The organism is Peribacillus sp. FSL K6-5616 (assembly GCF_038008245.1).
Lineage (GTDB): Bacteria > Bacillota > Bacilli > Bacillales > DSM-1321 > Peribacillus > Peribacillus frigoritolerans.
The window spans coordinates 2,518,447-2,541,851 of sequence record NZ_JBBOYT010000001.1; the positions used below are offsets into that span (position 1 = coordinate 2,518,447).

Annotated in this window: 22 protein-coding genes and 6 pseudogenes; 9 read left to right on the forward strand and 19 right to left on the reverse strand. The window is 39.0% G+C overall.

Annotated elements, in window-relative coordinates; translation table 11 throughout:
• Nucleotides 1-174: 174 nt before the first annotated feature.
• The 5 genes and pseudogenes from MHB45_RS12000 to MHB45_RS12020 form a co-directional block, all read right to left on the reverse strand.
• Nucleotides 175-459, reverse strand: a complete 285-nt coding sequence (locus tag MHB45_RS12000) for a hypothetical protein (protein WP_235443505.1) — start codon at nt 457-459, stop codon at nt 175-177.
• On the reverse strand, nt 441-800 hold the full coding sequence (locus MHB45_RS12005; RefSeq protein WP_235443506.1) for an LLM class flavin-dependent oxidoreductase: 360 nt from the start codon (nt 798-800) through the stop codon (nt 441-443). The genes MHB45_RS12000 and MHB45_RS12005 overlap by 19 nt, the downstream gene beginning before the upstream one ends.
• 184 nt (nt 801-984) lie before the next feature.
• Nucleotides 985-1,932, reverse strand: a pseudogene (locus MHB45_RS12010) (TIGR03571 family LLM class oxidoreductase).
• 20 nt (nt 1,933-1,952) lie between these two features.
• A complete protein-coding gene (locus MHB45_RS12015) occupies nt 1,953-2,276 on the reverse strand; it encodes an ArsR/SmtB family transcription factor (RefSeq protein ID WP_048678279.1) in 324 nt (107 codons plus the stop codon).
• Nucleotides 2,277-3,592: 1,316 nt separating this feature from the next.
• Complete coding sequence (locus MHB45_RS12020; protein ID WP_057219136.1) at nt 3,593-3,958, reverse strand: winged helix-turn-helix transcriptional regulator; 366 nt, start codon at nt 3,956-3,958, stop codon at nt 3,593-3,595.
• 208 nt (nt 3,959-4,166) lie between these two features.
• Between MHB45_RS12020 and hxlA (MHB45_RS12025) the strand changes: the two genes are divergently transcribed.
• A complete protein-coding gene (hxlA, locus tag MHB45_RS12025) occupies nt 4,167-4,799 on the forward strand; it encodes a 3-hexulose-6-phosphate synthase (protein WP_340907887.1) in 633 nt (210 codons plus the stop codon).
• A gap of 8 nt (nt 4,800-4,807) precedes the next feature.
• Nucleotides 4,808-5,005, forward strand: a pseudogene (locus tag MHB45_RS12030) (6-phospho-3-hexuloisomerase); the annotation flags it as partial.
• Between the two features lie 254 nt (nt 5,006-5,259).
• Here the strand turns inward: MHB45_RS12030 and MHB45_RS12035 are convergent.
• Nucleotides 5,260-5,694 carry an OsmC family protein gene (locus tag MHB45_RS12035; RefSeq protein ID WP_161922458.1) on the reverse strand — a complete coding sequence of 145 codons (435 nt, stop codon included), beginning with the start codon at nt 5,692-5,694 and terminating at the stop codon, nt 5,260-5,262.
• Between the two features lie 149 nt (nt 5,695-5,843).
• On the opposite strand from MHB45_RS12035, the pseudogene MHB45_RS12040 reads away from it, so the two are divergent.
• Nucleotides 5,844-6,318 (forward strand): annotated as a pseudogene (locus MHB45_RS12040) (hypothetical protein); the annotation flags it as partial.
• A gap of 28 nt (nt 6,319-6,346) precedes the next feature.
• Here the strand turns inward: MHB45_RS12040 and MHB45_RS12045 are convergent.
• From MHB45_RS12045 to MHB45_RS12065, 5 genes and pseudogenes are all read right to left on the reverse strand, one after another.
• Nucleotides 6,347-7,695: pseudogene (locus MHB45_RS12045) on the reverse strand (IS3 family transposase).
• A 130-nt stretch (nt 7,696-7,825) separates the two neighbouring features.
• Nucleotides 7,826-8,716 carry an aldo/keto reductase gene (locus MHB45_RS12050; protein WP_235443507.1) on the reverse strand — a complete coding sequence of 297 codons (891 nt, stop codon included), beginning with the start codon at nt 8,714-8,716 and terminating at the stop codon, nt 7,826-7,828.
• Nucleotides 8,717-8,967: 251 nt separating this feature from the next.
• The gene (locus MHB45_RS12055) at nt 8,968-9,684 is read right to left on the reverse strand and encodes an SDR family oxidoreductase (protein WP_056519744.1); all 717 of its coding nucleotides are present in this window, start codon (nt 9,682-9,684) and stop codon (nt 8,968-8,970) included.
• A gap of 96 nt (nt 9,685-9,780) precedes the next feature.
• A complete protein-coding gene (locus MHB45_RS12060) occupies nt 9,781-10,293 on the reverse strand; it encodes a type 1 glutamine amidotransferase domain-containing protein (protein WP_161922457.1) in 513 nt (170 codons plus the stop codon).
• Nucleotides 10,294-10,767: 474 nt separating this feature from the next.
• Complete coding sequence (locus MHB45_RS12065) at nt 10,768-11,133, reverse strand: winged helix-turn-helix transcriptional regulator (RefSeq protein WP_063593816.1); 366 nt, start codon at nt 11,131-11,133, stop codon at nt 10,768-10,770.
• Nucleotides 11,134-11,355: 222 nt separating this feature from the next.
• On the opposite strand from MHB45_RS12065, the gene hxlA (MHB45_RS12070) reads away from it, so the two are divergent.
• The 3 genes from hxlA (MHB45_RS12070) (at nt 11,356) to MHB45_RS12080 (ending at nt 13,421) form a co-directional block, all read left to right on the forward strand.
• Nucleotides 11,356-12,009, forward strand: coding sequence for a 3-hexulose-6-phosphate synthase (hxlA, locus tag MHB45_RS12070; protein ID WP_063593817.1), 654 nt, complete (start codon nt 11,356-11,358; stop codon nt 12,007-12,009).
• Between the two features lies 1 nt (nt 12,010).
• Entirely contained in the window at nt 12,011-12,568 is a 558-nt protein-coding gene (gene hxlB, locus MHB45_RS12075) for a 6-phospho-3-hexuloisomerase (RefSeq protein ID WP_063593818.1), read from the forward strand.
• Nucleotides 12,569-12,704: 136 nt separating this feature from the next.
• Entirely contained in the window at nt 12,705-13,421 is a 717-nt protein-coding gene (locus MHB45_RS12080) for a 3-ketoacyl-ACP reductase (protein WP_340907888.1), read from the forward strand.
• A 171-nt stretch (nt 13,422-13,592) separates the two neighbouring features.
• Here MHB45_RS12080 and MHB45_RS28295 read toward each other — a convergent pair whose 3' ends face one another.
• The 3 genes and pseudogenes from MHB45_RS28295 to MHB45_RS12085 form a co-directional block, all read right to left on the reverse strand.
• Complete coding sequence (locus MHB45_RS28295) at nt 13,593-13,898, reverse strand: IS3 family transposase (protein ID WP_373689740.1); 306 nt, start codon at nt 13,896-13,898, stop codon at nt 13,593-13,595.
• Nucleotides 13,816-14,118: a DDE-type integrase/transposase/recombinase gene (locus MHB45_RS28300; RefSeq protein ID WP_142953148.1), complete on the reverse strand. Its 303-nt coding sequence runs from the start codon at nt 14,116-14,118 to the stop codon at nt 13,816-13,818. The genes MHB45_RS28295 and MHB45_RS28300 overlap by 83 nt, the downstream gene beginning before the upstream one ends.
• Before the next feature lie 164 nt (nt 14,119-14,282).
• Nucleotides 14,283-14,375, reverse strand: a pseudogene (locus MHB45_RS12085) (glyoxalase); the annotation flags it as partial.
• Nucleotides 14,376-14,843: 468 nt separating this feature from the next.
• Here MHB45_RS12085 and MHB45_RS12090 point away from each other — a divergent pair.
• A complete protein-coding gene (locus MHB45_RS12090; RefSeq protein WP_048683080.1) occupies nt 14,844-15,899 on the forward strand; it encodes a P-loop NTPase in 1,056 nt (351 codons plus the stop codon).
• Nucleotides 15,900-16,146: 247 nt separating this feature from the next.
• On the opposite strand, the gene MHB45_RS12095 is transcribed toward MHB45_RS12090, so the two are convergent.
• From MHB45_RS12095 to fdhF, 4 genes are read right to left on the reverse strand one after another with little or no spacing between them, the layout of a single operon-like run.
• Nucleotides 16,147-16,356, reverse strand: coding sequence for a hypothetical protein (locus MHB45_RS12095; protein WP_048683083.1), 210 nt, complete (start codon nt 16,354-16,356; stop codon nt 16,147-16,149).
• Nucleotides 16,357-16,379: 23 nt separating this feature from the next.
• Nucleotides 16,380-16,613, reverse strand: coding sequence for a heavy-metal-associated domain-containing protein (locus MHB45_RS12100; protein ID WP_048683086.1), 234 nt, complete (start codon nt 16,611-16,613; stop codon nt 16,380-16,382).
• Nucleotides 16,613-17,131 (reverse strand): DUF1641 domain-containing protein, encoded by a 519-nt coding sequence (locus MHB45_RS12105; RefSeq protein WP_048683088.1) that lies wholly within the window; start codon nt 17,129-17,131, stop codon nt 16,613-16,615. Before MHB45_RS12105 ends, MHB45_RS12100 begins: the two co-directional genes overlap by 1 nt.
• Nucleotides 17,106-20,087 carry a formate dehydrogenase subunit alpha gene (gene fdhF, locus MHB45_RS12110; RefSeq protein WP_048683091.1) on the reverse strand — a complete coding sequence of 994 codons (2,982 nt, stop codon included), beginning with the start codon at nt 20,085-20,087 and terminating at the stop codon, nt 17,106-17,108. Before fdhF ends, MHB45_RS12105 begins: the two co-directional genes overlap by 26 nt.
• A 258-nt stretch (nt 20,088-20,345) precedes the next feature.
• Between fdhF and MHB45_RS12115 the strand changes: the two genes are divergently transcribed.
• Together MHB45_RS12115 and moaA are read left to right on the forward strand one after the other, a co-directional pair.
• Nucleotides 20,346-20,564 carry a hypothetical protein gene (locus MHB45_RS12115; RefSeq protein ID WP_048683094.1) on the forward strand — a complete coding sequence of 73 codons (219 nt, stop codon included), beginning with the start codon at nt 20,346-20,348 and terminating at the stop codon, nt 20,562-20,564.
• Nucleotides 20,565-20,986: 422 nt separating this feature from the next.
• Entirely contained in the window at nt 20,987-22,000 is a 1,014-nt protein-coding gene (gene moaA, locus MHB45_RS12120; protein WP_048683097.1) for a GTP 3',8-cyclase MoaA, read from the forward strand.
• A 170-nt stretch (nt 22,001-22,170) separates the two neighbouring features.
• Here the strand turns inward: moaA and MHB45_RS12125 are convergent.
• Nucleotides 22,171-22,906 (reverse strand): annotated as a pseudogene (locus MHB45_RS12125) (GntP family permease); the annotation flags it as partial.
• Nucleotides 22,907-23,405: the final 499 nt, after the last annotated feature.

Below are 23,405 nucleotides of genomic sequence, written 5' to 3' on the forward strand. Positions count from 1 at the left end.
TCTTTCTTTAAAAATTTCGTTTCAAACCTATAAAAGAATTTACAGGTTGTTTTCTTTGTCTTCTTTTACTGCTTCAATCTAAATCACATTAATTTAACTGATTTAATATCTGCAGAAAATACATCCTTTATTAGACTAGACAATGTTTAATTTACTGCAGCCTGAGCTAAAATTTCATAAGAGCGCAGCCGGCTGTCCGCGGGTTAACAAAAGAAATTTTTGATACATCAAAGTGGCAAGCCTTTGTGCCTCCTGTTTCTCATCAGCAGCCACTACTTGAACGGCTAACAGTACATAAGGCTCCTCCAAAAATTGAGACGGACGAAAATAATCCCGGTACAGTTTTATGGCCTCCATCATGTTACCTGGAGCAAAATGTCCCGCGAAAGAGAATGGTAACCCAAGCATTCCAGACAATTGTGCATTATAAAACCCTGAACCTAACAGCCAAATTGGCACATTTTTTTTTCGCCGGGAATGGCGTGAATGCTAAATGAACCATTCTTAGTGGCTGTTCCTGTACCATAAAGATATGCGATAAGCTCCTCAAGCCGGGCATCAAATACAGGTTCACCAGCCACCCTATGCCGCAAAACATTTGCTGAATATTGGTCGGTGCCAGGTGCCCGCCCCAATCCAAGGTCGATTCGGCCAGGTAAGGAGGTTTCTAATGTTCCCAATTGCTCAGCCACGGAAAGAGGAGAATAATGGGAATGCAGCATTGCACCTGATCCAATACGCATTTTTTCCGTGACAGAGACTACTCGTCCAATTACGATCGGGGATGCTGAACTCGCCATTGCCCAATTATGATGTTCAGCAAGCCAAACCGTTTATATCCCCACTGCTCTGTTTTCTTTGCTAGATCAAGCGTGTTTGAAGGGAAAGTCGGCTGATCCTCCCTCGACAATTGGGGAGGGATCTAGCACTGAAAGTTCTATTTTCTTTGTCATAATTCTTCCTCCTTTTATACAATTAAATTTTTTAAAGCTGGCCTGTACCCCTATGGGTTGGAAAGTAGGGTAAAACAAATTCTCCAAGTTCCTGGATTACTTCCTCTGGAGGGCGCTTGGAAAAATACAGAACAAACGCCAAATGGTTGACACCAATCGCTTGAAATTGATGAAGTAGATCAACTAAACGGTTTCTTCCTACGGAATAGCCTAAGGGGATGGGGACAGGCATTTCATCGGGATTTTCCAATAAATTGATGAACAAGCTTTGAGAGAAGGGTTTAAAATCTCCTGGAGCATGAACTTCAGTTAAAGCACGATAATCCTTGATAAGCTGCGCCTGTTGAATAATGCTTCTTGGGTATTGAAGCCACCCATCCCCATTCCTGGCTATCCAATTGATAGACTGATTGCTAAATCCAGTCACCATGGTCGGAATCGAAGATACAGGCTTTGGGATTAACCTCATATCTGTACCATCGATAAGTCCGGCGTGGCTGTGATTGTCGGCTGATCCTCTTTTAACAGCCGGTCGAGAATTTCGAAATTTTCTTTAAATAACGGACCGCTTTCTTGCTTAGATATCCCTAAAGCTGTAAAGTCTTTTTCCCTGTCCCCTGATGCCACTCCCATAATCAATCGACCTGGAAACAATTGATCAATTGATGCAGCTTCCTTGGCTACCCTGACGGGGTGGCGCAAAGGTAGAACTACACTTCCTGTCACTAACGCAATGTGCTTCGTATAAATAAATCCATAAATCGAACTTTTGGCCGTTATCATCAATATTCAAATCCTGCATCGTAATATCACGGAGCCATAATGAAGCAAAGCCATATTCCTCAATTTTACGAGCAAGCTCCAGCTGATTCTCCATAATCGGATTTTTAGACATCCTGGCAGTCGGGAGGATAAATCCGAGTGTCATTTTGTCTTTCTGGTACATGCTGTTATAGGCACGATGATTTTGAAAACTCACTCTTCGTCCTCCTTAAAAGGTTATATTTTTAAGCCTATATACTTTTCAAACTGTTTAATGGTTTCCTCATTCCGTCGATAATAAGTCCATTGTCCGATTCGTTTCATTTCCACCAGACCACTTTGCAATAGGATAGATAAATACTGGGAGGTAGTGGACTGTGATAGTCCTACTTTGCTGCGAATATCACTAACACAAACCCCGCCATCAAAGCCTTTTTCTTTGATGACATGGGCCTGCGGGGAAAAGTTATTATCAGGTTCTTTCAACATTTGCAGAATATTTACTCTTATTTGATTTGACAGAGCCTTGAAAATTTCAACTGCCTGTTCGTCATTTATCATATTTGATTCCCGATTCAACGGTGCCCGCCCCTTTCTGATCTTAAAATCTATTTTGCTTGGAATGCGTATAAACTAATCGAACAAAAGGAAATTGATAATTTGCGATATCTCTATATTATTTTCCTTTATACCCAAAATCAAATTTTATGCTTTAGACAGGGCTAGGAAACGGCTTTAAAGGAACTACACAAATTAGCTTAGAGAACAGGTGGCAAAGAAAGAAGGATTATTTTGGTTATTTAACAGGTTTACACCTAATTGTTGAATGGAAAGATTCCCATTTTTTAAAGTTACTAGAAGAAATCGAAAAGTTTGGAGTTGAATTTTTCCAGCAGAAGATAATACTATAGAAAAATCGAAACATCCTAATCGAATTATTTTAGGGTTTGGGCATCAAAAAATGAAGAAATAAAAGAAGGCGTAACCAGATTATATCAAGCAATATATAACGGTAAATCCAAAAGTAACAGCCGAACTTCCTTAGAAAAATCGGCTTTTTTGATGTCGAATTTTGCTTAGCGTATGTTTTCCGCGTTTTGCTACCGGAACCCCTTTATGCATTATCCTACTTTTGAATGTAAGACTAGTTTAATTCTCCCAGCTTGTAGGGTAAAGATGACAGCCTTAATTGAGCATGGCCACATTTTGGACATTTTTCATTAATCTGTAGTGATTGTTAAACATCTTTCACAAACCCTTCGTTGATTTGTTTTGAACATTTCCATGGGTACCTCCTCTCTTTATAAGTTTTGTTAACGCAACAGCATACAAAAGGTACTGTTACATGAAAATTAATCACTTCATGTAACAGTACCTTTTGTTCCAAGCCCTTTTATTAAGATTCATCTATTTTCATTACATTATAGAAGTTAATTATGGAGATACTGATTTATTTAAAGATCTATCACCATTGACAGACTTTTGATGTTCTCATGAGTTTTTTTTCATGCTTGTTATAGCCTTCCCTTAACTTACAATTCTTTATGCTAAATTAGTATATTACGTATATTTTTTGTGTAAGTACCCACTTTATAATTAAATAGTATCAGTAAAATTGTGTAATAAAGATACCAATTACTGGGTCTTTGTATAATATTCCTAAAAACGAAAAGGTTTTCCCCTCTGAGTAGACACTCCTTCATTAAGTAAACCGTACACCACCATGGCTAGAGATTTGCACCAATGCCGGGTGAATGTGAAAAAGCCAAGGTCAGCGACTATAGAAAAATCGCTAACCTTGGCTTTTAAAACGTGACCATATCAAGGTAAAGAAAAAGGAGAAAACATCTTTGAATAAGAAAGAGGGTATAGTTTTTCTACTTGATATCCTCTTTTCTTTTTACTTGGCCCCCAACGACATTCTCCATATAATTTTTACCCCAATTATACATCGAATCAAGAATCGGCATCAGGCTTTCTCCTTGTTCTGTCAGAGAGTATTCCACTTTGGGAGGTACAATTGGATAGACTTCGCGATGAACAATAAGATCTTCTTCCAGCTCTCGAAGCTGGTTAACGAGCATTCTTTGAGTGATGCCCGGCATAAGAGCCTTCAGTTCACCAAAACGCTTGGTCCCCTGCTTGCCTAGGTGCCATAAAACAAGCATCTTCCATTTCCCCCCAATAACAGAAAGGGTCAATTCTTTCTCACAATTGAATGTTTTATTCTGTAGCCTTGTCATTCCAATCAACTCCAAATATAAATCCTAAATCACATAGTATACTTTTTAACACTATGTAAAATTAAAGTGCGTACTTACAAAAATATTATACTTAGTATACGATACATTGTACAGTCGATATGAATTTCTCGCTGCGCAATGATTGATTGCCAGAGGGACATACTTACTGTGCAACAAACTAAAACATACTATTAGGAGTGAAGTATAAATGGAATTACAATTGGCACTGGATTTAGTAAACATTCAAGAAGGTATTGAATTGGTTAAACAAGTGGAGGACTATGTTGATATCGTAGAAATCGGTACTCCTGTGGTTATTAATGAAGGGCTTAGGGCTGTTAAAGAAATGAAAGAAGCTTTCCCTTCTTTAAAAGTATTAGCTGACCTAAAAATTATGGATGCAGCCGGTTATGAAGTGATGAAGGCATCTGAAGCTGGCGCTGATATCATCACGATTCTTGGTGCAGCTGAAGATATGTCCATCAAAGGGGCTGTTGAAGAAGCTAGAAAACAAGGCAAAAAAATCCTTGTTGATATGATCGCTGTGAAAGATCTTGAAACTCGTGCTAAAGAAGTGGATGCATTTGGCGTCGACTACATCTGTGTGCACACTGGCTACGATCTTCAAGCTGTTGGAAAAAATTCTTTTGAGGACCTTCAAACCATTAAACGTGTTGTAAAAAATGCAAAAACTGCTGTAGCAGGCGGCATAAAATTAGATACACTTCCGGAAGTCATTAAAGCACAACCTGACCTTGTTATTGTTGGTGGAGGTATCACTGGACATGCAGATATTAAAGGGACAACTGCCCAAATACAAAAATTAGTAAAACAAGGCTAATATCCATCATGCAGACTTCTCAATATTTAGCTGAATTCATAAAAGAGCTAAATCGTTCAGTAGACTTAATAGCTGATGAAGAAGCTGAAAGACTGGTTAATGGGATTCTTGAATCAAAGAAAGTTTTTGTAGCGGGTGCAGGAAGATCCGGGCTTATGGGTAAATCCTTTGCCATGCGAATGATGCACATGGGGATAGTAGCTTGGTTTATGCCTAAAAAATTTTTAAAGTCTTCAGGTAACTGCATAACACTAGCTCCTTTTTATTTTTTTCAAAGGGGTACCACCAGCAAAACGCAAATTTACAACGTTAAGGAAATACCAATATTAAAAAGCCCAATTTCTCAGCATTAAATTGAGAAATTGGGCTTTTTTCCATACTGTAGATAATGCCTCCATTGTGGAAGATCGATAAATTTGAACAAAAAAGTGATTATTTCTACATCTTTGGGTGAATCATATCATTTCACAGAAACTTTACCTTGAACTTCAATTTTAACATCTGCTTTTTTCAATATATTTCCGACATCGCACCCTTTATCTGCGGCTTCTGTCGCTCTTTGTGCAGATTGAATTTGTTCTTCTGTCGCGCCAGCAGATAAAACAATGTGAGGATAATGGATAATTTTAAACTCATTATCAGATATACTTGCCTCAGAGTTCACTGTAAGTTCCGCCACAGGAAGTTTTCTGCTTTCAAGCACAAATGTCAGTGTTGCTGCATAACAAGTTGTTACAGAAGCTACGAGAACCTCTTTTGGATTTGCTCCGTTACCACTACCTCCTAATGATGTTGGAATAGCGATTTTTGTATCAAGATACTCAGCTTTAAGGGTTCCATTCCCTGTTACCCCACCATCCCAATTTGCATTCACATTTATTTTCATATCAGCCATAATTAACACTCCTTCAATATATTAATTGCATATATATCTTCCCTATTCACGTATGTTTTTACTCGATGGGTATCGCAAACACTTCGTTAAAAGAACATTTTTTACGTTTTAATCAGTACCTACCAGTCGGTACAAAAAGTAGTTTAACGGATTATGATGGTATTATTCGAGAGTGGAAGTATATTACTCGAAAGTTAAACGCAGATATTGTGGTATTAGAGAATGAGACGGTTTTTTGATAGCCGGAAATTCCGGGGAATGGGTGATCTTGGGAAGTTAATGGAGGACCAATTTTTAAGTCTACTTTCTTATGTCGCTGAGCAAGAACGTAAAAAAAATAGACAACGGCAGGCTGAAGGAATTGAAGTAGCAAAGAATAAGGGAGTGAAATTCGTGCGACGTAAGTACAAGATCAATGCTGATTTCATTCAGGTGTATGATGAGTGGAAATCTGGATTTATTACTTCGACAGAAGGGCCAAATACCTTTTATCGACGATTCATTGTCTTCGCGGGACTACAATCGATTAGGCTTTGCCGTCCAATTAGCACTACTACGTTATGCGGGAATAATTCGAAAAGGATATTAAACTTCCCCGATAAAAAAACTGTATGGAATAAATGATCTGACCCAATAAAGTTAGACATATAATTTAAGCAGCTTCTAAGACCTGAGTTCGGTATTGTATCGGACTCAGGTCTTTTAATTTTACCTTCATTCGTTTGTGGTTATAGTAATGAATATAATCATCTAATTCCTTTTCAAAGTGCTCCATACTTTCAAACTCTTGGAGATAAAGCAATTCAGACTTTAACAAGCCAAAAAAGTTTTCCATGACTGCGTTATCTAAACAATTTCCCTTACGGGACATGCTTTGTATAATGCGGGAATCTTTTAAGGTTTTTTGATACTTCTTCATTTGATAATGCCACCCTTGATCCGAATGGAGGATGACCGTATCTTCTGGTTTTAGGTGTTTAATCGCCTCATCTAACATATCTCCAACAAGTTTATAAACAGGCCGTTTCATCACTTTGTAGGCAATGATTTCACCATTACATAAATCAAGGATAGCGGATAAGTAACGTTTCTCCCCAAATAATGAAATTCCGTTACGTCTGTTACCCATTTTTGATTCATTTTCTCAGCTTGAAAATCACGTTGTAAAATATGGGGGGCAATTCGACCAACATGCCCCTTATACGAACGATACTTCTTCATCCGGACTAAACATTTTACGCCCATTTCATTCATAAGGCGGTTGATGGTCTTTGGATTGTGAGAAAACCCATATTTTTTTAACTCTTTTGTGATACGACGCATAACCGTAACGTCCTTTATGTTCATGATAGATAGACTGAATAGTGGCTTTTACCTTCGAATACTTATCTTCTCGATTCAAGCGTTTTTCCCAATAATAGTACGTGCTACGTGGAATATCAGCGACTTTAATTAAGGCCACAACCTCATAAATGGACTTTAGTTCATAAATTACTTGCGCTTTGATTTTGGTTGTAATTTTTCCTGCATTTGAACTAAAGTATTTAACTTTTTTAAATACGCATTCTCCATTTCCAGTTGTTTAATTCGTTCTTCAAGCTCTTTAACCGAACCTTCAATTTGTTTGGATGGATTGATATCTTTTTTCATGGATGGTCTCCCCTTTTTCTTAGAAATTAGGGCATCTAATCCATAGGCATTAACATTTATTCTCCACGTCCGAATTAGCGCTGGAGATGAAATATTAAACCTTGCGGCTGCGTCGTAAGAAGATATACCCGTTTCATTCATATAATTAAGTACATCCATTTTAAACTCCGTAGAATAACTTGTATAGGATTTCTTAAATCCATCGGCTCCTTGAATTTGGTATAAACGAACCCATCCTTGAATCGTTTGATACGAAACTTCAAATATTTTTTGAAGATCCATATAGCTGTGCTTTCCTTCTAGGTAAAGTCGTGTAATGAATATTTTCTGTTCGGCAGAAAAATTAGCCATAAAAAACACCCCGTAAATGTTAGTTTGGTGTCTAACATTTACGGGGCAGTTCAAAATTCTACACAGTTTTTTTGAAATTCCTATTAGATTGTCAGCAACTCCAACAATATTCCCTCTTTAAAGTGAATTTTCAAATAATATCCAATGGCATTTTCCTAGTAGGTTTAGGAAATACTTGATCTATTCTACTTAGATCTTCTTCAGTAAACTCAATTGATGCTGCTTCAGCATTTGCTAAAACATGTTCATCTTGAACCGCTTTTGGAATAGAGATGACGTTATTCGAACGGATGGTCCAAGCAAGGGCGATTTGTAATGGTTGGACATTGTATTTGTCAGCAATATCATGAATAGCTGGATCGTTTAAAAGCTGTCTTCTTAAAGAGCCTCCTTGAGCAAGGGGACTATAGGCCATGATTGGCATGTTATGTTCACGCTGCCATGGTAAGAGATCGAAGTCGATTCCTCTTGAACCTAAATGGTATAGCACTTGGTTCGTCACACAATTTTTTCCATGCTTAGTGTTCCATAGCTCTTCCATATCAACCGTGTCAAAATTAGAGACGCCCCATCTTAAAATTTTCCCTTCTTCACGTAGTTTTTCCATTCCTTCAATTGTATCCTCTAAAGGAACACGTCCTCTCCAGTGGAGAAGATATAAGTCCAAGTGGTCTGTTCCTAGTCGTTTTAAGCTGTTTTCACATGCTTTTGAAATCTTATCTAAACCTGCATGATGGGGATACACTTTTGAGACTAAAAAGACTTCATTTCTGCGCCCTTTAATGGCTTTGCCAACTAAGCGTTCAGAGTCTCCATTTCCGTACATTTCAGCGGTGTCAATAAGTTTCATACCCAATTCTAAGCCGAGCTGCAAGGCTTTTATTTCTTTGTCTCTCACTTGGGGATTTTCCCCCATGTACCATGTTCCTTGTCCTAGACTAGGTAAAGAAGTGCCGTCAGGCAGGGTTACCACGTGTTTGGCTAAAGCATTTTTAATTTCCGCTCTTTTCTTTTCTTCCATCAGGCTCGACCCTTTCTTTTATGTATTTGGGTATCATAGAAGTAGAATGTTAACGTCTCTTCGTATAAAGTACGCATATATTTAAAATTTCCGCAACCAAAATAACCCTTCTTTGTTGCATGATATGGCCATTTCTGCTTCCGTCTGTGCAAAAAAACAAAGAAGTGAGGATGGCCTATAAGTGTCTGACACTTTGAGTCATCCTCATCTATTCTAAATCAATTTATCAATCGACTTTGATATCAAATGGATTAGATCAGATGAGCTCCTCCATCGATAAGAACCGATGTGCCAGTTGTAAACCCATTTTTCACTAGGTAAACATAGGTTTCAGCAATATCTTTAGGTTGAGCAACACGTCCGACAGGTAATTGCTTAGCAATCCCATGGTACATATCTTGTCTTTGATCTTCTGGCATTCCGCCGTAAAGAGGAGTGTCAACGATACCAGGTGATACCACGTTTACTCTGATGGGTGCCAGGTCTACTGAAAGTCCTCGTACTAATCCATCGATTGCTGAATTAATGGAAGCTAGAGTCGTTGCACCTTGAGGAGGACGCACACCATATACACCAGAAGTTAATGTAATAGAACTTTCATTATTCAAGTATGGAAGAGCAGCGCGAACCGATATATACTGCCCCCAGAACTTACTATCAAAAGCCTCTCTTACGGTTGCAACAGGCAGTTCGCTAAAGTGACCCATAGCGCCTTCACCTGCTGTAACCACCAGGTGATCAAATTTCCCAACCTTCTTGAAAAAGTCTGCAACCTTTTCCTCGCTGCGAAAGTCGATTTCATAGCCCTCTACGTTACCACCAAGCTTCACTTTTGCGTCAGATAATTTTGAAGCAGAACGGCTAGCAATAATAACTTGAGCGGATTCATCGATAAACGCCTTAGCAGCGGCTAAACCAATACCAGATGTACCTCCTAAAACAACCACTCGTTTTCCTTTTAATGACAACGCAATTCCTCCTTTATTCATACGTTTGTTTAACCAACTTGTGGATCCTGATTAAAGAATCTGCAAGTTAGAAATATTTACGTTTTTACATCAGCATTATTTAGCTAAAAGTTTAAGTGATTCACGATTAAATGCTGGAATATCTTTTGGTTCTCGACTTGTTACAATATTTTTGCTGATGACAACTTCTTCGTCTTTAAAATTTGCACCAGCATTTTTCAAATCGTTGCGAATGGATTTATAGCCAGTGATGTCGACACCTTTTAAAAGGTCTGTATCGATTAACACTTGTGGTCCATGACAAATGGCAAAAACAGGTTTTCCATCTTGGATAAATACTTTTGCAAATTCACCAAAACGATCGTCTTCACGCAATAAATCGGGAGAGAATCCACCAGGGATAAGCAACGCATCAAAGTCTGCAGGATGAACTTCATCAATGGATTTATCAATTTTTACGGTTGTGCCTTTTTTACCAGTTACTTGGTTACCTGATTGTTTGTCAATCGTGATAACTTCATGACCAGCTTCTTTAAAGGCTTGTACTGGTTCAGTGTACTCCACATCTTCAAATAGGTTTGTTATAAGCGTAGCGATTTTTTTGCTCATGTTCATTAACCTCCTTAAAATCATAGAACAGAAGTAAAAATATTCATTTTCGTACCATGTTCTGATTATCTTCATTAGAAGTTGATTTTATCTCCGTTGTAAGCCGCAATATAGATTTTTTTCATATCCTCCACCGATACTTCTCGTGGATTGGACGGAGTACAAGGATCCTCAAAAGCTCCTGCTGCCATCTGGTTCAGGTGTTTTTCAAATTCTGCTTATCCCACACCAAATTCCTTTATTGTTATTGGCATTTTTTCATCATCTCACCTGAAAATATGTATTATTCTTGATTCCTAACTATAAAACAGTTCAGCTAAAATCCTTTACAACACAGGAATATTATTTACCTTTTTCCAGAATGTACTCCTTTATTTCCTTTATGAACTGGATCATTGCAAATAAAAAGACCACAAGTCTTGACTTATTAAAAGTCTACTTGTGGTTTTTAATCCCCTCTTTTTAGAATGATTGCTATTTAATAGGTGCACTTTTATTGGCAGGAGTATCCATCACATTCTCCATATAGTTTTTACCCCATTCATACATGGAATCGAGTATTGGCATTAAGCTTTTTCCTTGTTCGGTCAATGAATATTCTACTTTTGGCGGAACAACAGGATAGACTTTTCGTTCAACAATGAGGTCTTCTTCTAGCTCGCGTAATTGGTTAACAAGCATTCGTTGGGTAATGCCCGGCATAAGAGCCTTCAGCTCACCAAATCGCTTCGTTCCCTCTTTTCCTAAATGCCACAAAATCAGCATTTTCCATTTACCGCCAATAACATAAAGCGTTAATTCTTTTTCACAGTTAAACATTTTTTCCTGCATACGTGACATTTGTTTCACCTCCACTTCTATATAGAATAACACATAGTATACTTTTTAACACTATGTAACAATAAAGTGCGTACTTTCACACTTTTAATATACACATTATACTAACACTGTAACATTGTTAACAAGAGCATTGGTTACGGCTACCAGGAGAAATGAAAGTGAACAATGGGCATTATTACTACTGTGCAACAAGCTTAAAAAATTATGAGGAGTGAAACATAGATGGAATTACAATTAGCATTAGATTTAGTCAACATTCCAGAAGCAATCGAATTGGTAAAAGAAGTAGAGGAGCATATAGATATCGTAGAAATCGGAACACCGGTTGTGATCAACGAAGGTCTCCATGCTGTAAAGGCAGTAAAAGAAGCATTCCCTAACTTAAAAGTATTAGCAGACCTGAAAATTATGGATGCTGCTGGATATGAAGTGATGAAAGCTTCCGAAGCAGGTGCTGATATCATCACTATTCTTGGAACGGCTGAAGATATGTCGATTAAAGGTGCTGTAGAAGAAGCGAAAAAACAAGGTAAAAAAATCCTTGTCGATATGATTGCGGTAAAAGACCTTGCTGGACGTGCTAAAGAAGTGGATACTATGGGCGTGGATTATATTTGTGTTCACACGGGCTACGATCTTCAAGCAGTCGGAAAAAATTCTTTTGAAGATCTACAAACCATCAAAAGTGTGGTTAAAAATGCTAAAACGGCCATCGCAGGCGGCATTAAATTAGAAACACTTCCAGAAGTCATTAAAGTAAATCCGGACCTTGTCATTGTAGGCGGCGGGATTACTGGACAAGCTGATAAAAAAGCTGCTGCTGCCAAAATGCAACAAATGATTAAAGAACAAACGGTTACAGCAGGTTTATCCTAAGATGCAGACGACTCAATATGTAGCAGAAATCTTAAAAGAGCTTAATCATTCAGCTGACTTAATCTCAGATGAAGAAGCTGAAAAACTCGTCAACGGGATACTTGAATCGAAAAAGGTTTTTGTCGCCGGTGCAGGCAGATCAGGATTCATGGCCAAATCCTTCGCCATGCGGATGATGCATATGGGAATTGATTCTTATGTAATCGGTGAAACTGTAACTCCCAACTTTGAAAAAGAGGATATCTTAATCATCGGATCCGGATCCGGGGAAACGAAAAGCTTAGTCTCCATGGCTGAAAAAGCAAAAAGCATTGGTGGTAAAATTGCAACTGTCACGATATTCCCTGATTCCACTATTGGACAGTTAGCAGATATCACCATTAAATTGCCTGGATCCCCGAAAGACCAATCAGAGGGCGATTATAAAACCATCCAACCAATGGGCTCACTATTTGAGCAGACCCTTTTACTTTTTTATGATGCCGTCATCTTGAGATTCATGGAGAAAAAGGGATTAGATACCAATAAGATGTATGGCAGACATGCCAATCTTGAATAAAACATAGTCCTAAGAATGTAATAACCAAAAGACCGCAGACATACTAAAGAAACTTTGCGGTCTTTTGGTTAGTCTTTAAAACATTATTTTGTTATTATAACAATTATTCTAAAATTTTTTAAAAAGGAATGATAGCATGATTTCATTAAAAGGAAAAACTGCTTTAATTACTGGGGCAGGCAGAGGAATCGGGCGTGCTACTGCGATTGCTTTAGCAAAAGAAGGAGTTCATTTAGGATTGATTGGATTAACGATGTCAAATCTTGAAAAGGTAACCGCGGAACTAGAGCAATATGATGTGAACGTTTCAGCAGCAACTGCAGATGTAGCCGATCTTGAAGCAGTTCATCATGCTGTTGAACACATCAAATCAGACCTAGGTTCTATTGATATTTTAATTAACAATGCAGGTATAGCTAAATTTGGCGGTTTTCTTGATTTAACTCCTGAAGAATGGGAAAAGATCATCCGAGTAAACTTGATGGGTGTATATAATGTAACAAGAGCCGTTTTACCTGATATGATTGAAAGAAAATCAGGAGATATTGTGAATATCTCCTCAACTGCGGGCCAAAAAGGAGCACCTGTTACAAGTGCTTATAGCTCTTCTAAATTTGCTGTTTTAGGACTAACGGAATCACTCATGCTAGAGGTAAGAAAGCATAATATCCGTGTAACGGCATTAACACCAAGTACAGTTGCAACTGATTTGGCCATTGAAACCAATCTTATCAGTGGAAATCCTGAAAATGTTATGCAATCAGAGGATTTAGCAGAGCTGCTTGTAGCCGGGTTAAAGCTTCATCCAAGAGTCCTAGTAAAGACTTCAGGATTATGGTCAACTAATCCTTAATTTGAGAAGCGATCGACTCTTCTTGTCTATATTGGATAAGAAGCAGGAACCTAGTTGTAAAGTGTACCCTTTGTAAAGGACATTTTAAAAAAGGTATTAGGCAGCCTGAAGAAGATGATCTCTGTATTGTGGAGTGCCCCCTGTCAAATAGACAGAAATAAAAAAGACTAATTATGCAACCTGAGTTCTATATTGATATGGACTCAGGTTGTTTAATTTTTTCTGGAAGCGATGATGGTTATAGAATCGAATATACATACTTACAGCACCTCGAACCTCTTCAGAGGTACCGAAGGAGTTCATATAGAAACACTCCGATTTAAAGTGGCTGAAGAAATTCTCCATACAAGCGTTATCCCAGCAGTTTCCCTTTCTTGACATACTGGATTGCATTTTATATTTTTTCAAATAGGTTATTGTATTGGTGGGAAGTGTATTGGTACCCCTGGTCGCAATGGAGAAGAATTCCTTTAACATCCCGTTTTTTCTTTGCTTTTTTTATTGTTACTATTACAAGTGTTAAGTCGTTTCTCCGGCTGACTTGATAAGAAATGATTTCATTGTTATAGAGGTCTTTTATGGCGGATAGGAAAAGTTTCTGTCTATTAAAAATCAAATATGTAATGTCAGTCACCCATTTCTCATTAGATCTGGATGCATGAAAATCCCTATTAAGAAGGTTTTTAGAAATACATATGCTTCTTTATGATTAGTAATATTTTTCAAATCTCCTTCAATTGTGGTAGCAACTTCCAATCTGGCATTTGTAAAGTGTCAAAGTAAACGGATGCCACCGAAAGCTATAATTACGATGGAAATGTTCCTTAACGTATGTTTTCCGCATTTTGTTGGTAGGACCCCTTCTTCAGGTTTTTCAACTTCGGCAAAACCTAAAATATTATTTAAAAATTTTCTTGCAGTGTCCTCACTACCTTTAGGAGCAGCGAGCTGAATATGGTCAACTCTTTAACAAGTTGGTTAAGCCAATCTAGAAACGAATGAAATCCTGCTTTCGTATTTTCAAAGAAACACGTTTTACCCAGTTCCAATCCTCTAAAATCCTGTGCTCTCGCGACATGATTGTGCTTGGCTAGGATTTACTCCGACAATTAGGGTTTCAGAAGTCATTTGAGTGGTTTTATGATTTTGGTTATTATTCATTGTAGACCTCCAAATAGATGTGTTTTGTCCTTTTTAGCTGGCCAGCTTAGGAAACATTCATCTTATCAAGAGGTCTTTTTTCGTTCAAACCTCATTTTCAGTTATTACAGGAATGCTGACCCTTTAGTTGCATAAAGAAAAAGCTGCCTTAAAGACATTACACAATTTTTGATGAAAGATTAAAGGACACCTAATCTTTTCAGTCTTTTTTTTATAAAAAATGACCATACTGAGGATAAAAACATTAGAGGATGTTATAAAATGATTACACAGGAACAAGTGATGCAAGTTTTAAGTGGTGTGCAGGATCCAGAACTTCACAGAAGCCTTGTTGAGTTAAAAATGGTTAGAAACGTAAAAATAGAAGAATCAGATGTTAGTCTTGAGGTTGTATTAACCATTCAGGGCTGTCCCTTAAAAGCGAAGATTAAAGAAGATGTTCAAAATGCTCTTCGAGGCATTGGTGCTGAAAATGTGTATGTAAGCTTTGGGGCCATGAGTCCTGAAGAAAGAGCTTCATTAACTCAAGTATTGAAGAAGAATTCAACAACGGAAAGCGGGATGCCGTCGATGCTGCGCCATGATTCCGGGGTACGCTTTATCGCGATAACCAGCGGCAAAGGCGGCGTTGGGAAATCGACCGTTACCATCAACCTGGCTGCTGCCCTCGCCCGAATGGGGAAAAAGGTAGGAATTTTGGACGCGGATATTTATGGATTCAGCATCCCGTCCATGATGCAGATTAATGAAAAGCCGACTATGATCGGCAAAACTGCAATACCAGTTCTCAGTCATGATGTGAAGGTAATGAGCATGGGTTTTTTTGCAGAGGATAATAACCCGGTTATGTGGCGGGGGCCGATGCTGAATAAATGGATTCAAAACTTCCTTGCCAATACCCATTGGGGCGAACTGGATTATCTGCTTCTCGACCTGCCTCCAGGTACAGGAGATGTGGCAATTGATGTGGCTGCCATGATTCCGCAGGCAAAGGAAGTTATTGTGACTACTCCTCATAATGTAGCGTCGCATGTTGCCTCAAGAGCTGGGGTCATGGCGCGTCATACGAAACATGACATATTAGGCGTAATTGAAAATATGGCCTACTATGAAGAAAGCGATGGCACACGGAATTACCTTTTTGGAAGAGGCGGCGGAGAACGCCTGGCTGAACGGCTTCAAACAGATGTAATCGCACGAGTCCCCTTTGCGAGTCCTGTACAAGCAGCAGGTACTTCTGTATATGACGAAGACTCACTGGTAGGAGAGCTATTCCGATCCCTGGCAGAAGATGTGTTATATAAGGATGCTCAATAAAATGGAAGGCGATATAGATTTTTATATCGCTTTTTTTATGAAGGTTCTGGTTTCTTAGGGTATGGAACGTAAAGTTAAACCCGGTAAGACTAAAGTATAACTCTAAATGAATTTTTTAGTGGCCATACGGCAATTTTAGTGACTAAAACTTCTTTATATCGCAATCTGAGCTGGTTTATGCTGACTGAGTCACAGCTTCAAGTACTCTCGCTCATATGTGGACTGCTATTTGGATTAACTCACAGCTTTATACAGCCAAACTGGCAGCTGCTCTTACCGCCTTGCCATAAAAAAAGGGAATTCCACAATCGGATTCCCTTTTCTCACGTCTTCTTTTAGTTGTCAAAATAGTTGAAAGCTCTGTCGTTCTGACAGTTTTCACAGACATGAAGAATTCTGGTTCTTTCTGATTCAGTTTCTTCTGTTTCCATTTCCTGCTCACTGCCGCATAATTCACAAATCTGCATAATCTTCCTCCTCTTAGTGAGGTGAATTTTGATTTTCCGTTTTTATATCGTAGCCTGAGTCTCTGATGGCCTGTTGAAAATCCTGGAATGAAGCGGCATTTTTGTCATAGCCAATTCTTGCTTCTCCACTTTCTTTATTTACATCAGCCTGGAGGATGCCCCATACACCGTTTAATGACCGAATGATTTCGTCGGAATCTTTTTCCGATAGCGGTCCATGAATCTTGATAACACCTTGTTCTTCCATTACCCTTGTCCTCCTTCTGGATGAAGTTCCTGTGAAGGATGCTGTGTAAATGATTCACCCATGCCATGCAGGAATTCAACCATGGTTGTCATCGCCGCTTTGATTTCTGGGTCTCTCAAGCTTTTACCTAATTTCCATAAGCTATGTTTTTCATGGTTTTTGATGCTTTCGCCCATATGGTCAAGGCCTTTTGTAACACCGCCCAGCATAGATTGTAACTGGTCAGGCTTTAAGGTGCCCATGAAATTGAAAAGGTAAATGGCATTTTTGATGGTGTTATGCATACCAGGCTGGTTAACTTGCTGCATGGCTATAACGCCGACGTCTGTACGATTTTCCAAAATGGCATGAAGTGCATCAAGAATCCCAATTTCCTGTAGATTCTTTAATATGGCGAGTGCAGAAAGAATCCCTTCTTTGTTATCAGCAAGAGCTTTTAATATTTCCCCGATTGACTGAGCTTGTTCTTCCATCGCATTTGGAACCTGTTTATTAATGTGCCTGATTGCTTTCGCCATATGCTTCCCCTCCATTTCCAAATAACTCTTCTATCGCTTGAAAATCGTCACGCTGCCACTTTTCCTCAACCCGAACGCTGATCTGCGGATTCCTGTTACCAAACCGGTGGTTATGCTTAGGCAACGGCGGTTCACCTGTTGCTTCTAAAATCTCCATTTTAACACCGATTTCCTTATATGCAGGAGTATGTGTAACTAGATCATGATAGCTGCTTGTCAGGTAATTGACAGCTTCATCGTCCTCAAAGCTGTTCATCGTGAGATAAATTTCCTTGCCTTTAACCCGGTCCGTAACAAGCGTCCTTACTTTAACCTGTCCATATGGTGAACTTAATCTAACTAATGTACCGTCACTGAGATTTCGTTCCTCCGCCAATTCGTGCGATACCTCCAGCCATGTGCCAGGTACCTTATGGATAAGTCCTTCTGTCCGGTACGTCATATTTCCTTCATGGAAGTGCTCAAGCAAACGTCCATTGTTTAAATGGAGATCATATTCTTCTCCTGCCATATATGGAGGAGTCCAGTCAACAGCGAACAGCCTTGCCTTTCCATCCGCAAAGGCAAATTTGTCTTCATATAATAAAGGTGTATCCGTTCCATCTTTGTGAACCGGCCAAACTTGGCTGTTAAAGCCTTCAAGACGGGCATAGCTCACACCTGAAAATAGGACAGCAAGACTGGCCGCTTCATCCATAATTTCACTTGGATGCGAATAATTCCAATTCGCACCCATACGGTTCGCTACATCCTGGAAGATCTGCCAGTCCGGTTTCGAATCGCCCAGCGGATCAAACACCTTATAGAACCTTTGAATGCGCCTTTCCGTATTTACAAATGTCCCATCTTTTTCAAGTGAAGGTGATGCCGGTAAAACAACATCGGCAAATTGTGCCGTTTTAGAGAAGAAAATATCCTGTACGACAAAGAAGTCCAATTTTTCAAATGCACTTTGAACATGGTTCGAGTTTGCATCCACAAGCCCCATTTCTTCTCCAAATAGATACAGGGATTTTAATTTTCCTTTGTGGATTGCCTCTACCATGTGGTGGTTGTCCATTCCAGGATCTTTTGGAATTTCAACGCCCCATGCTTTTTCATACTTTTCTCTAACCTCGGCATTACCGACTGGCTCATAACCAGGAAACCATGATGGCATTGTACCGAAATCACAGGCTCCCTGTACGTTATTGTGGCCTCTTAAGGGATAGGCACCTGTACCTGGACGGCCATAATTCCCCGTAATCAGCAATAAATTTGAAATGGCAGTGCTTGCGTCTGTTGCGCCAGAATGCTGGGTAATTCCCATAGCCCAAAGGATACAGACTGAATTAGCTTCATGAATCATTGTTGCTGCCTTGATTATTTCTTCCTGCGAAAGTCCGGTCATCTCTTCTGCATAGCCTAAGGTGAATTTATCCAGTGTTTTAATATATCCTTCTACGCCTGATACACGATTCGCCAGAAATTCTTTATCATGCCAACCTTGATCGATAATGTACTTCGTTACGGCAGAAATCCAGATTAAATCAGAACTTGGCTTAGGATGCAAAAGGAAATCCGCACGTTGTGCTAGCTCATGCTCTCTAATATCAGCTACTAATAGTTTTTGTCCAAATAGCTTATGAGCTCGTTTTACACGTGTAGCCAGGACAGGATGAGATTCCGCTGGATTTGCACCAATTACAATAACCAAGTCTGTAGTTTCAATATCCTGGATAGTTCCAGAATCGCCCCCCAATCCTACTGTCCTTAAGAGTCCTGCAGTAGCCGGAGATTGGCAGTATCTAGAGCAGTTGTCGATATTGTTTGTTCCGATAACCGCACGTGCAAATTTTTGCGCCACGAAGTTTTCTTCATTGGAGCACTTGGAAGAAGCGATCACTCCAATGGATTCCGGGCCATACTCTTCCTTTATTTCCGTAAGTTTACTTGAAATCAGATCTAACGCTTCATCCCAGGTCGCTTCTTCAAACTCTCCGTTTTTACGAATCAAAGGCTTGGTTAAGCGCTGGTCACTGTTAACAAAATCCCAGCCCCATTTTCCTTTTACACAGGTTGAAATGCCGTTAACGGGAGCTTCATGGGTAGGCTGAATTTTCAAAATCTGCCTGTCCTTTGTCCATACTTCAAAGCTGCAGCCTACACCGCAGTATGTACAAACCGTCTTAGTCCTCTTAATACGTGCTTTCCTCATGGCAGCTTCTACTTCCGATATCGCAAATATTTCTTTATATCCAGGCTCCACTTCTTTAATTAAATCAACCATAGGCTCTAAAATTGGAGCCGGCAGGTTTGTTAAGAATCCTGCTTCACCGAGCATGGATGTCTCCATTAAAGCATTACATGGACACACGTTCACACAATGTCCACAAGATACACAAGAAGACTCATCAATTGGAACATCATTATCCCAGATAACCCTTGGTCTTTCTCTTCCCCAGTCAATAGTTAAGGTTTCATTGACCTGTAAATCCTGACAGGCCTCAACACACCGGCCGCACAATATACACTGATCTGGTTCATACCTATAGAAAGGATGGGAATTATCCGGAGGGTAGGGTTTTTCTCTAAATTCATATTTCTGATGCTCAATCTCTAAGTATTCAGCAGTATTATGGACGGTACAATTGCCGTTATTATTATCACAAACAGTACAATAAAGTTCATGATTCTCTAGGATCCGTGACATCGCTTCATACTGGGCATCCTTAACAGACTTTGACATTGTATCAACCGTCAAACCTGGAACAGCCTTTGTCGAGCAAGCACGGACTAATTCCCCACCCACCTGCACAAAACATGTATCACAGGTTTGGATTGTCCCCAGATCGGGATGATAACAAATGCTTGGAATGTACAATTCATGACTTTGGGCGACTTGCAATATCGTTTGACCTGGCTGTGCTGTTAATTCCTTTTCGTTGATTCGGATGGAAAAAGAATGGTCAGACATGTGATTCCTCCTATCTTGCTGCCGTTAAGCTGAATTTTTTTATAAATTAAGCCATACACCAGCAAATGCTGTTGATTCATCCTAGTATTCCCAAAAAGGATATGAATAAAATATATTTTTACAGCCCTTAAAAATTATTCTAAAGCCTCTGTGTATTAACCCTTTCTTTTTTGGCAAGTTTATAGGAGATGATTTGTTGATAGCGAATCGAGTCTACATATATAAAGAAATTTAACTGAAGGCAGGCGAACCGAAGCTATGGAAAAAGAAATTCTTTTACAACTAGTTCAATCAATGATCATGTCCTCATCAAAGAAACCAAAATACATGAGCATCTCTACGGTGAAAGTTGCAGACCTCCTAGAAACCTCCATTTCCCATATCGAAAAAGGATTACAGGAACTTGTACAAGAAGGACGCCTCCGACAATCAAAACTGGAACAGCCGCCGCACAACACCATTTACATGCTGCCATAATGGCGGACTGTCCCCACTTCTCTAATTATTTCCTAGAGTAAAGTGTTTTTTTCTCCCTTTTTAAACGGTAAAATGGCCCCATCTTGATGGGGTCATTCTGATGTATCTTTGATTACCTTAAGCTAGTCCAATAACTTCCAGTGGTCTGTTTAGAAAACCTAAACCAATCTACAAATTGAAGTTAATGAGTATTTTAAAAGGGCTAAGAATAAGCAAAGAAGCAAAGAGTTTGAGGAATCTGTTAAAAATTTTACTGATACTCTTAATTATTTGATGTTAGATGCATATATATTAATAACCTTTTTGGAAGTAGAAAACTATTCATGGGCTCTTTAACTGAAAGTGAACGCCAAAAAGCTTTTGACCATGGCGCCACTTTTTATGATCTGTTTTTCCTAATACTTGGGGCTGGGAGTGGTTAAGTGAACCGTCATATAAAAGATTCATTGGACAGACCACTAAGGGATTTAAGGATTTCCGTCATAGATCGGTGTAACTTTCGCTGTCAGTATTGCATGCCTGCTGAAATTTTTCATGATAATTTTCAATTTTTGCCTAAAAGTGAGCTCTTGTCATATATGGAAATCGTAAGGCTTTCTAAATTATTTGCAAGCTTGGGAGTTAAAAAGCTAAGGTTGACAGGCGGGGAACCTTTACTTCGGAAAGACCTTTCAACTCTTATTTCAGAGCTCATCAAAATTGACGGTATAGAAGATATTGGGTTGACTACAAATGGTGTTTTTCTGAAAAAACAAGCCAGGAATTTGAAATCAGCGGGATTAAAGAGGGTGAATATCAGTTTAGATAGCCTGGATGATGAACTTTTTAAACAGATGAACGGCAGGGGTGTCGGGATAAAGCCTGTTATAGAAGGTTTAGCTGCTGCCAAAGAAGCAGGCCTTGGAGTTAAAGTGAACATGGTAGTGAAAAAAGAAATCAATGAATCTCAAATTCTGCCGATGGCGCGGTTTTGTAAAGAAGAGGGCATTCAATTACGTTATATAGAATTCATGGACGTCGGACATACAAATGGCTGGCAGATGAAGAATGTACTTACAAAAAAAGAGTTACTCGAAATCCTCCAAGCAAAATTCGATCTTGAACCAGTTGTAGAAGATTATTTTGGAGAAGTAGCAAAACGCTTCCGGTATAAGGGAACTACAACCGAAGTGGGGGTTATAACATCCGTCTCTGAGTCTTTTTGTTCCAGTTGCACCCGTGCTCGTCTTTCTGCTAACGGAAGTTTATATACATGCCTGTTCAATGGAAAGGGGCATGACTTAAAGTCATTGCTCCGTTCCGACATGTCAGATGAAGAATTGACAGGCTTCATCATTTCACTTTGGAACCGGAGGGACGACCGCTATTCGGATGAGCGGTCAGCGGGAACAGTGAAAAAACAGGATAAAATCGAAATGTCATTCATAGGCGGGTGACAAACAGCAAGTTCTCCTCAATCATAAAGGGATGGCAACGTTTCCATCCCTAATTCGAAATCTGATTATGGAGGGCTTATTTGTTTTCATACAAAAAAGAGCTGCTAATCAGCTTCTGGTATTGAAGTAAAGTATCGTTACTTTAAGTACAATTTATCATGGACTTCTAACTAGACTAATCCAGTTGAGCTATAGACTAAAATAATTACAAATGCTGCTAGTGTCTTAAAAATTGTAATCACAAAGATATCTCCATATGATTGTTTGTGTGTTAAGCCTGTAACCGTAAGTAAGGTAATAACAGCGCCGTTATGAGGTAACGAATCCATCCCGCTTGATTCCATCGCTATGACACGGTGCATTACATCGGGAGGAATATTATATTGATTAATAGCTTGTATATCTTATCTCCCATCGCACTAAGCGCAAATCCCATTCCACCAGACGAAGAACCAGTAATACCAGATAACTCGTTTGTTGTAACGGCCCCATTTACAAGTGGATTCGTAAAAGTGTGTGAAATACCATCACATACGTTGCAAATCCTGGTAATGAAGCAATGACCCCATTAAATTCAGAAGCAGAAATCATAGCTGCCAGTAACGCTCCACCAATACTGGCATTAATGCCCTTTTGAGACCCCGTTGTAACACGTGCCCAATCGTAAGCAACTGTTGCAATAATACCTAATACTAGAGCTAGTTCGATAGACCAAATACCTGTTACTGTCGCAAGATCTACTTTCCCAAACAAATCTAATCCTATCTTTGAAAAGTCAAATCCCGCTGGATACCATTTCGGAATAGAAATAGTAAAAAATTTATTCGCCACACCCACTAAAACTAGCGGTATAAATGCAAATATTTGTCGTACTGGACTTGTATTAACAGCTAAAGGAACCGGTAATGGAATTACTGTTTCTGCAGCAACTGCCGTTAAGTGTACTTTTACGAACAGGGTAATTATAGCAAACAGGAAAAGCTTATCAAGTTAGGGATGATGGCATCCATATGGGTCTAATATTTTCACTTCTTTTGCATCATAGTAAAATCCTCTTTCTCCGTTAATACATTCGAATCTGACTTTAGTAAAATAAGTGAAATTACCATTTCAATCAAGTTCTGGTGCTATGCCAAATATTGCTATATAGTCTTTTCTAACATCTACCTTTATCTATAAACTCGTCGGTAAACTTGTCAATTTCATATCTGAAACATTCATCTTTGCACCTTCCTTTTGTCACAATTAAGCTAATTTGCATGCTACCAATTCAAAAATTCAGGATATTTTTTATTTGTCTTAGGATGCAAAGCAATCTGGCCTTAGGTTCTGTACTGAGGTTTGTAAATCAACGGGGAGCTTGTGTTGAATTAAGACTTTTTATGAGTAAATAGGAAAGGCTTAA

Coding starts and splice junctions, on each gene's coding strand:
- MHB45_RS12050 (WP_235443507.1), bottom strand. CDS start 8,716: ATGGAAGAAAAGAAAAGAGCGGAAATTAAAAATGCTTTAGCCAAACAC.
- MHB45_RS12020 (WP_057219136.1), bottom strand. CDS start 3,958: ATGACAAGGCTACAGAATAAAACATTCAATTGTGAGAAAGAATTGACC.
- MHB45_RS12105 (WP_048683088.1), bottom strand. CDS start 17,131: ATGGCGAAAGCAATCAGGCACATTAATAAACAGGTTCCAAATGCGATG.
- MHB45_RS12115 (WP_048683094.1), top strand. CDS start 20,346: ATGGAAAAAGAAATTCTTTTACAACTAGTTCAATCAATGATCATGTCC.
- MHB45_RS12065 (WP_063593816.1), bottom strand. CDS start 11,133: ATGTCACGTATGCAGGAAAAAATGTTTAACTGTGAAAAAGAATTAACG.
- MHB45_RS12015 (WP_048678279.1), bottom strand. CDS start 2,276: ATGATAAATGACGAACAGGCAGTTGAAATTTTCAAGGCTCTGTCAAAT.
- hxlB (WP_063593818.1), top strand. CDS start 12,011: ATGCAGACGACTCAATATGTAGCAGAAATCTTAAAAGAGCTTAATCAT.
- MHB45_RS28295 (WP_373689740.1), bottom strand. CDS start 13,898: ATGTTAAAGGAATTCTTCTCCATTGCGACCAGGGGTACCAATACACTT.
- hxlA (WP_063593817.1), top strand. CDS start 11,356: ATGGAATTACAATTAGCATTAGATTTAGTCAACATTCCAGAAGCAATC.
- MHB45_RS12035 (WP_161922458.1), bottom strand. CDS start 5,694: ATGGCTGATATGAAAATAAATGTGAATGCAAATTGGGATGGTGGGGTA.
- MHB45_RS12080 (WP_340907888.1), top strand. CDS start 12,705: ATGATTTCATTAAAAGGAAAAACTGCTTTAATTACTGGGGCAGGCAGA.
- fdhF (WP_048683091.1), bottom strand. CDS start 20,087: ATGTCTGACCATTCTTTTTCCATCCGAATCAACGAAAAGGAATTAACA.
- MHB45_RS12060 (WP_161922457.1), bottom strand. CDS start 10,293: ATGAGCAAAAAAATCGCTACGCTTATAACAAACCTATTTGAAGATGTG.
- hxlA (WP_340907887.1), top strand. CDS start 4,167: ATGGAATTACAATTGGCACTGGATTTAGTAAACATTCAAGAAGGTATT.
- MHB45_RS12100 (WP_048683086.1), bottom strand. CDS start 16,613: ATGGAAGAACAAGGTGTTATCAAGATTCATGGACCGCTATCGGAAAAA.
- MHB45_RS12090 (WP_048683080.1), top strand. CDS start 14,844: ATGATTACACAGGAACAAGTGATGCAAGTTTTAAGTGGTGTGCAGGAT.
- MHB45_RS12005 (WP_235443506.1), bottom strand. CDS start 800: ATGGCGAGTTCAGCATCCCCGATCGTAATTGGACGAGTAGTCTCTGTC.